Genomic DNA, 6,301 nt, shown 5'->3' on the forward strand with positions numbered 1-6,301 from the left:
CTCAACGTACCGTCTGGTCGGTCAGTGACGCCAGAGATCGACGGTGCAGGTGGCTTGTCGGGGACCTCGTGTTCCTGGTGGGATGCGGCTCTGAGAGGCTGTCGCCGCACCCCTGAGGGGGCCGCAGCTCCCTACGATCGCAAGGGGTGGGACGAATGACCGCAGGAACTTCCGGACCGGGACGCCGCAAGGTCCTGGGCATGATGCTGGCAGGACTGGCCGTACCGGCCGTGGCCGCCGCTCCCCCGGCGCAGGCGCAGCGCAGGGTGGGCGTCGCCTCGTACAACCTCTACCTCGGCGCCGACCTCCAGCCGCTGTTCACCGCGTCGAACCAGCTCGAGCTGGTCCAGCGCGCCGCGCAGATCTACGGCGGCATGGAGGCGACGAACTTCCCGGAGCGGGCCGGCGCCGTCGCCGACCTGATCTCCGCCCGCAACCCGGACCTGGTCGGCCTGCAGGAGGTCGCGCTCTGGGAACGGGGCCCGCAGAACGGCGCCCTGACGGTCACGTACGACTTCCTGGGCCTGCTGCTGGCGGAGCTGGCCGCGCGCGGCACGCCGTACCGGGCTGTCGCGTCGAACACCAACTTCACCGGTCAGCTGCCGATCTCGATGACCGACCAGGCGCGGTTCACGGACCACGACGTGATCATCGTGCGGGACGATCTGCCGGTGTCGCGGCTGCGGGTGGCGTCGCCGCAGTCGTACAACTTCGCGGTGAAGCTGGACATCCCGACGTCGATCCCGGGCGTGGCCTTCACGGTGCCGCGCGGCTACTCGACGGTGGACGTCACGGTACGCGGCAAGACGTTCCGCTTCGCCAACGGCCATCTCGAGGCGTTCGGCCCGGCGGCGGTACGGAACGCGCAGGCGCAGGAGCTGGCGGCGGCGCTGGCGGCGTCGCCGCATCCGGTGGTGCTGGTCGGCGACATGAACTCGCGGCCGACGGACACGTCCGGCGCGTACGGCGCCCTCCGCGCCTCGGGCCTGTCGGACGCCTGGCTCGAGACGGGCGGCGACCCGAACGGCGGCTGGACGTCGGGCCAGACGGACACCCTCCTCGACCCGAACCGCATCGACCACCGGATCGACTACGTCCTGGGCCGGGGCGTGGACTACGTCTCGGTGGAGGTGATCGGCGACGAGGAGGCGGACCGCTCGCAGCCGACGGGCTTCTGGCCGGCGGACCACGCGGGGGTGTCGGCGGTGGTGGCGCTGCGGCCGTAACTTCTGCTGGAGGGCGCGGGGGAGGTTCCCGCGCCCTCAGGGCAGGTTGAACCCGGCGGCCATCGGATTGGCGACGGCGTCAATGACGGCCCACTCGCACTCGACGGGGTAGACCCCCTTCTTCCTGAGCCGCCCGACCTCCTCCATCACGTCCGGCTGCTCTTCGTCGGGCATCCCCCACGTCTTGACCATCTCGGGCCTTCTCCGCGGCTCGGCCACCAGCTCCGCCCCGATGCGCCGACACCGCTCGGAATCCGCGTGAATGGCGTCCTTGCAGTTGGCGTGCACGGCCACGGTGGTGGCCACCATGACGCCGCTCCGGCGAGTCTGAGCCTGCTCGACAGAGGAATCCCACGCCACCCGCCGAAACCCATCGATCTCCGCCGCGCACTCAGCAGCACTCCACTGCTCAACAACCTGCGGATTCTCCCCACCCCGATTGCCCCCCACGGACGCGGCAACAACCGCACACACCACCAGCCCAACCCGCGCCGCCGCCCGCTCACCCGTCCGCACACTCATGGACGGGAAGTATGCCGCACCAAGATCACCTCCGGCCCAACGCATCACCTACGGGACAACGAACGCGGACGCCCCGTCAACCGCCACAATCCCCGCAGCCGCCTCACGAAGAACACCCTCGGGCCCAAGCACGGAGAAACCGTCGTTCCCACCCGGCCAGAACACCCCCACCCGACGCTCACTCCCCACCTCGCCCAGAAGCCGGTTCACCTCAGCGGCAGGGACGACGGTGCAGTCCATCCACGGGTCGAGGGCCAGCGGCAGACTCCGCTCGGCGGGGTCCACGAAGTACAGGTCAAGGCCTTTGCCGTTCACCGCCACCCGATAGCTGTCCAGGCGCTCGTCGTACGGACCCGAGCGGGTCTCCACGACCAAGGAAACCCCGCAATCACCGAGAGACCCAACCATCCCGGCCAGCCACTCCTCAACCTCACCCTCGGCAAGGTCTTCCCCGTCAGCGCGCCAGGCACCACCGGACGGCCAGGTCATATCCAGGCCGGACACAAGCCCACGCACGATCTCCGACGCCCGATCAGACGAGAGCCCCCGCCACAGACCGGCTTCCTCAAGCGCACCGATGAGCCGCTCGAACGGGTCCACGCCCGGCATCAACTCAGCTTCGGAGCATCACTGGACGGCGACTCTGCCGGCTCATGCCCCCGCCCCCCAGCTTTGAACTCCTCCCGAAAGGCCAAACGTCGCTCCTCGGCATCGGCCGAAGCCAGCTCCGGAAAGCGCTCCATCGCCTCCGCACGGATCTCCGACCACGAACGTCCCTTCACAGCGCACCTCCACGTTCTCGATCTGCCAGGAACCTTCGCATGACGCGACGGCACCTTCCACGACCCAAAGCATCCATCACCTGAACGGGATGTCGATGCCACCACCTGATCATTACCTCCGGCGTAATCGACGGATCTCCTCCGCTGCTGCAGCGTGGTGCACGTCAACGAGATCCCTACGAAGCATCCAAGGAGCAACCGTGCCCACGACGTCCCCTAAGCCCACGCTCAGTTCCATCGCCGACACCACTCGCCGCATCGTCCAGGAGTTCCTGACCGCCCGAATCGCCGGCGACGTCGAGCGACTCGTCGAACTCTTCGCGGACAAGGTCGACTGGCAACTGACCGAGAACCCGACCGTCCCCTGGATCCGCCCCCGCTCCACCGGACCCGAATGCGCCGCCCAGTTCACGGAGCTGGCCGAGCACACTGTGGCCAAAGACGCACAAGCCTCCATCGACACATTCCTGGTCGACGGCACCGACGCCGTCCTGCTGGGCCACCTCTCAGGCACCGTACGCACAACAGGCAAGTCCTTCGAGGGCCCCTTCGCCCTCCGCCTCACCGTCGAGAACGGCCGGATCACCCGACACCACCTCTACGAGAACAGCGTCTCGATCGCCGAGGCGTGCACACCTTCCTGAACACCGCCGTAATCACTCGACCGACACGGGCGACAATGCCCTCGCCGAGAACAGTGCGCACTGCGAGACACCGGCTGAGTCCGTTCCCACTCCCGACGACGGGCGTCAGCTTGCCGAGTCGCTGTAATCGATGGGCTCACTCAGCAACTCGCTTGCCGCCCGATGCACCTTCGTCAAAGCGCTCATGAGGACCGCACGTTCGGCCACGGTGAGATCTGCGGTGACCTTCTCCTCAAGAGCCCGCCGCTCCGCCTCGACCGGCTTCTGCAGCGCACGCCCCTCCTCGGTGAGCCAGAGGCGGACGAGGCGATTGTCCCGGTCGTCACGGCGACGGGTGAGCAGCCCGGCTGCGGTCATACGGTCGGCCATCTTCACGACGGTGGGTGTGGTCACGCTCAGGGCTGCGGCAACCGCACCGGGCGTCATACCGTCCTGCTCCCACAGCGCGGCCAGAAGGTGATTCTGCCCGACGTGCAGCCCGTGGCGCCGCATACCGGCGTCGGACAGGGCCCGGAGCACCTTCGAGGTCCGACCGTGCAGGTCCAGGAACTCCGACATCGCCAGCCTCCCAGCGAGCATGCAGATCGATTGACGGCTAATCATTCACCGGCTAACGTTTCCAGCAACTTGCTAGACGGCTAACGACTTTGAGGAGTCCCGATGATACTGGTCACCGGAGCCACCGGAAACATCGGCCGCGCGCTGACCCGCGAGCTCGACGCACTGGGAGCAGATTTACGGATCCTCGTCCGCGACCCCGCCCGCGCCGCGGGACTACCCGGCCGCGCCGAACGCGCAGTCGGAGATCTGGACGATCCCGCAACACTGGCCCCCGCCTTCAAGGGCGTCGACAGCCTCTTCCTCCTCACCCAGGGCATCGACACCGACCGCACCACCGCCGCCCTCACCGCCGCCTCCGAAGTGCGCCACATCGTGCACTTGTCCTCCGCCCACGTCACCTTCGACCCGATCCCCGCCATGGGCCGCTGGCACCACGAACGCGAGAAGCTCATCCGCGCCTCGGGCATACCGGCCACATTCCTACGCCCCGGCGGCTTCATGACCAACGCCCTCGACTGGGCGCCCACCATCCGGCAGGGCTTCGTCCTCGACCCCGTCGGCCCCGGCCGCTCCGCACCGATCGACCCCGCGGACATCGCCGCGGTGGCCGCTCTCGCCCTGACCGAGGCCGGACACGAGGACAAGGAATATGTCCTCACCGGCGACAAAACGTTCACCGTAGCCGAGCAGATCGCGATCATCTCCAAGGCGATCGACCGCGACATCGAGGTGCGGACAGCGAAGACACCGGACGAAATCGTCCGCTTCCGCTTCCCCCAGGGCGCACCCCCGGCACTCGCCGCAGCGATCACAGAGGGCTTCGCCCTCATGCGCGCCGACACCGTCGGCTTCCGAACAGACACCGCAAAACGCCTACTCGGTCGCAGGCCGAGATCGTTCGCGGACTGGTGCGCGCGCAACACGGCGGCATTTCTTTCGCCCTGAGGTCGGCCCAGCTTCAGAGCTCGCCGGATATCAAGCCTCGCACAAAGGCGTGCCACTCTTCGGCAGTGAATCGGTGAGCCGGCAGCTCCGGGTTCTTCGAGTCACGCAACGCTATCCCCCCACCAGGCAAATCCGCGATCTCAACGCACTGCTCGGCAGCGTCACTGAAAGGCGACTTGCGCCAAACTGCGGCACTGAGATCGATTCCGTACAGGTTCACCTTGCGATCGATGTCACTCACTAAACGACCCTTTCAAGGTACTCGGACAGTTTCTGGCGAGAGTCGGCCACCGATAGGGCTGCCGCCACAATTCGCTCGAAGGCCGCCTCGTAGACCCTCGCGTCGGCGGTCCCTTCGACGAAGCTACCACCTCGCAGGTTCTCCAAATTGACGACGGTCGGCCACGGCTGCGGAAAGCGGATCACGTGGAAGCCACCCGCCAGCCCGGGATGTGGCGTTGCGTCCAGATCCATCACCTGGATGGTGACGTTAGGCAGGTCAGCGAGGTCAAGGAGATGCCGAACCTGCTCACGCATCATCGAAGGGTGAGACGCCGATCGCTGGTGAAGAATGCCGATATCGATGACAGCCCACATATTCAATGGACCGGCAGGCCGAGTGAGAACCGCCTGCCGAGCCTTGCGGATCTCGGCAAGTGCATTGATTTCTTCCGAAGTTCGAGTCATCCCAGTCGCCGAGATGATCTCACGCGCGTAGCTACCGGTCTGCAGAAGCCCCGGGATGAGCTGCGGGGCCCAAATATGCGTGGACTCGGCATCCGACTCAAGGGTGAGGTAGTCACTGTAGCCAGGCGTGACAACATCACCGAACGTATGCCACCACCCCTGCTTCCCCGCATCTCGCGCCAGGTCTTGAAGAGCCGTGATGGTTCCCGCGTCAGTGACACCGTAGACCTTGAGAAGCTCTACCACTTCAGTCGGCTTGATTCGGGCACGAGCATTTTCAATCCGGGAAAGCTTCGATTCGTCCCAGTGCATGGCCAGAGCCGCTCTTCCCTGGCTGACCTCCGGCCGCGCTGCTTTGCGGGCGGCGAGGAGAGCCTCGCCGAGACGCCTGCGACGAAGTGTGGGCACTGCTCGCTGATTCGGCATAGTGCGGACTAGCTCTCCCCAGGTGCGGTTCGGATACCAGCAGGTGAAGTCTGACAGCTCCCGGGTGCGCAAGTCGACAGAACAAAGGTTCCATCTAGAGGTAACTCAGGTTCCAAGGTTGCACATTGGGTGCCGACTAGTGCATGCTGCATGTCGTCATAGAAGTAACACTGGGTCACCATCGATCACCGTTCGGTGTGTGCACCGCCTCCTCCGGCCCAAAGGTGCCGCCATGACGCCTCCCGCTATCGCCACTCTCGCCGCAACCACGGTCTTGCCCGAGTACATCGCCACGCTGCCGTGTGAACCCGCCAGCGCGCGCAGAGCCCGGAAACTCATCGCCATGGCACTGTCGGCCTGGCAGCTCGACGCCCTGCTTGAGAGCAATTGTCAATTCCTGTGGATCGATGCTGCCGCCTGGTTATGCGCTGAGGTGTTCGTGGAGCATCTGCCAGGTTCCGGCGTTGTTGACGAGCACGTTGGTGCCGCGGCCGTTTCCTGATCGCGG

9 protein-coding genes are annotated in these 6,301 nt (G+C 66.2%); 3 read left to right on the plus strand and 6 right to left on the minus strand.

What is annotated here, in order from left to right; genetic code table 11:
- Nucleotides 1–155 precede the first annotated feature (155 nt).
- A complete protein-coding gene (locus SRB5_RS24860; RefSeq protein ID WP_153455633.1) occupies nucleotides 156–1,226 on the plus strand; it encodes an endonuclease/exonuclease/phosphatase family protein in 1,071 nt (356 codons plus the stop codon).
- Nucleotides 1,227–1,262: 36 nt separating this feature from the next.
- Here SRB5_RS24860 and SRB5_RS35940 read toward each other — a convergent pair whose 3' ends face one another.
- Together SRB5_RS35940 and SRB5_RS24870 are read right to left on the minus strand one after the other, a co-directional pair.
- A complete protein-coding gene (locus SRB5_RS35940) occupies nucleotides 1,263–1,535 on the minus strand; it encodes a hypothetical protein (protein WP_194293024.1) in 273 nt (90 codons plus the stop codon).
- Between the two features lie 261 nt (nucleotides 1,536–1,796).
- Complete coding sequence (locus tag SRB5_RS24870) at nucleotides 1,797–2,348, minus strand: hypothetical protein (protein WP_153455635.1); 552 nt, start codon at nucleotides 2,346–2,348, stop codon at nucleotides 1,797–1,799.
- A gap of 382 nt (nucleotides 2,349–2,730) precedes the next feature.
- Here SRB5_RS24870 and SRB5_RS24875 point away from each other — a divergent pair, with 382 nt between their 5' ends.
- Nucleotides 2,731–3,174, plus strand: a complete 444-nt coding sequence (locus tag SRB5_RS24875) for a nuclear transport factor 2 family protein (protein WP_323378419.1) — start codon at nucleotides 2,731–2,733, stop codon at nucleotides 3,172–3,174.
- A gap of 105 nt (nucleotides 3,175–3,279) precedes the next feature.
- Here SRB5_RS24875 and SRB5_RS24880 read toward each other — a convergent pair whose 3' ends face one another.
- Entirely contained in the window at nucleotides 3,280–3,732 is a 453-nt protein-coding gene (locus SRB5_RS24880; protein WP_153455636.1) for a MarR family winged helix-turn-helix transcriptional regulator, read from the minus strand.
- Between the two features lie 102 nt (nucleotides 3,733–3,834).
- Here SRB5_RS24880 and SRB5_RS24885 point away from each other — a divergent pair, with 102 nt between their 5' ends.
- Nucleotides 3,835–4,680 carry an NAD(P)H-binding protein gene (locus tag SRB5_RS24885; RefSeq protein ID WP_153455637.1) on the plus strand — a complete coding sequence of 282 codons (846 nt, stop codon included), beginning with the start codon at nucleotides 3,835–3,837 and terminating at the stop codon, nucleotides 4,678–4,680.
- A 13-nt stretch (nucleotides 4,681–4,693) separates the two neighbouring features.
- Here SRB5_RS24885 and SRB5_RS24890 read toward each other — a convergent pair whose 3' ends face one another.
- The 3 genes from SRB5_RS24890 to SRB5_RS37775 all read right to left on the minus strand — a co-directional run bounded on the left by SRB5_RS24890 (nucleotide 4,694) and on the right by SRB5_RS37775 (nucleotide 6,271).
- Nucleotides 4,694–4,921 (minus strand): DUF397 domain-containing protein, encoded by a 228-nt coding sequence (locus tag SRB5_RS24890; protein WP_323378420.1) that lies wholly within the window; start codon nucleotides 4,919–4,921, stop codon nucleotides 4,694–4,696.
- Entirely contained in the window at nucleotides 4,921–5,793 is an 873-nt protein-coding gene (locus SRB5_RS24895; protein WP_153455654.1) for a helix-turn-helix domain-containing protein, read from the minus strand. Before SRB5_RS24895 ends, SRB5_RS24890 begins: the two co-directional genes overlap by 1 nt.
- Before the next feature lie 421 nt (nucleotides 5,794–6,214).
- Complete coding sequence (locus SRB5_RS37775; RefSeq protein ID WP_407703965.1) at nucleotides 6,215–6,271, minus strand: hypothetical protein; 57 nt, start codon at nucleotides 6,269–6,271, stop codon at nucleotides 6,215–6,217.
- Nucleotides 6,272–6,301: the final 30 nt, after the last annotated feature.

It is taken from the genome of Streptomyces smaragdinus (genome assembly GCF_009604385.1).
Taxonomy (GTDB): domain Bacteria; phylum Actinomycetota; class Actinomycetes; order Streptomycetales; family Streptomycetaceae; genus Streptomyces; species Streptomyces smaragdinus.

What these genes read in the sequence shown, in the direction of transcription:
- SRB5_RS24885 (WP_153455637.1), top strand. Translation starts at nt 3,835, where the DNA reads ATGATACTGGTCACCGGAGCCACCGGAAACATCGGCCGCGCGCTGACC.
- SRB5_RS24860 (WP_153455633.1), top strand. Translation starts at nt 156, where the DNA reads ATGACCGCAGGAACTTCCGGACCGGGACGCCGCAAGGTCCTGGGCATG.
- SRB5_RS24880 (WP_153455636.1), bottom strand. Translation starts at nt 3,732, where the DNA reads ATGTCGGAGTTCCTGGACCTGCACGGTCGGACCTCGAAGGTGCTCCGG.
- SRB5_RS35940 (WP_194293024.1), bottom strand. Translation starts at nt 1,535, where the DNA reads ATGGTGGCCACCACCGTGGCCGTGCACGCCAACTGCAAGGACGCCATT.
- SRB5_RS24895 (WP_153455654.1), bottom strand. Translation starts at nt 5,793, where the DNA reads ATGCCGAATCAGCGAGCAGTGCCCACACTTCGTCGCAGGCGTCTCGGC.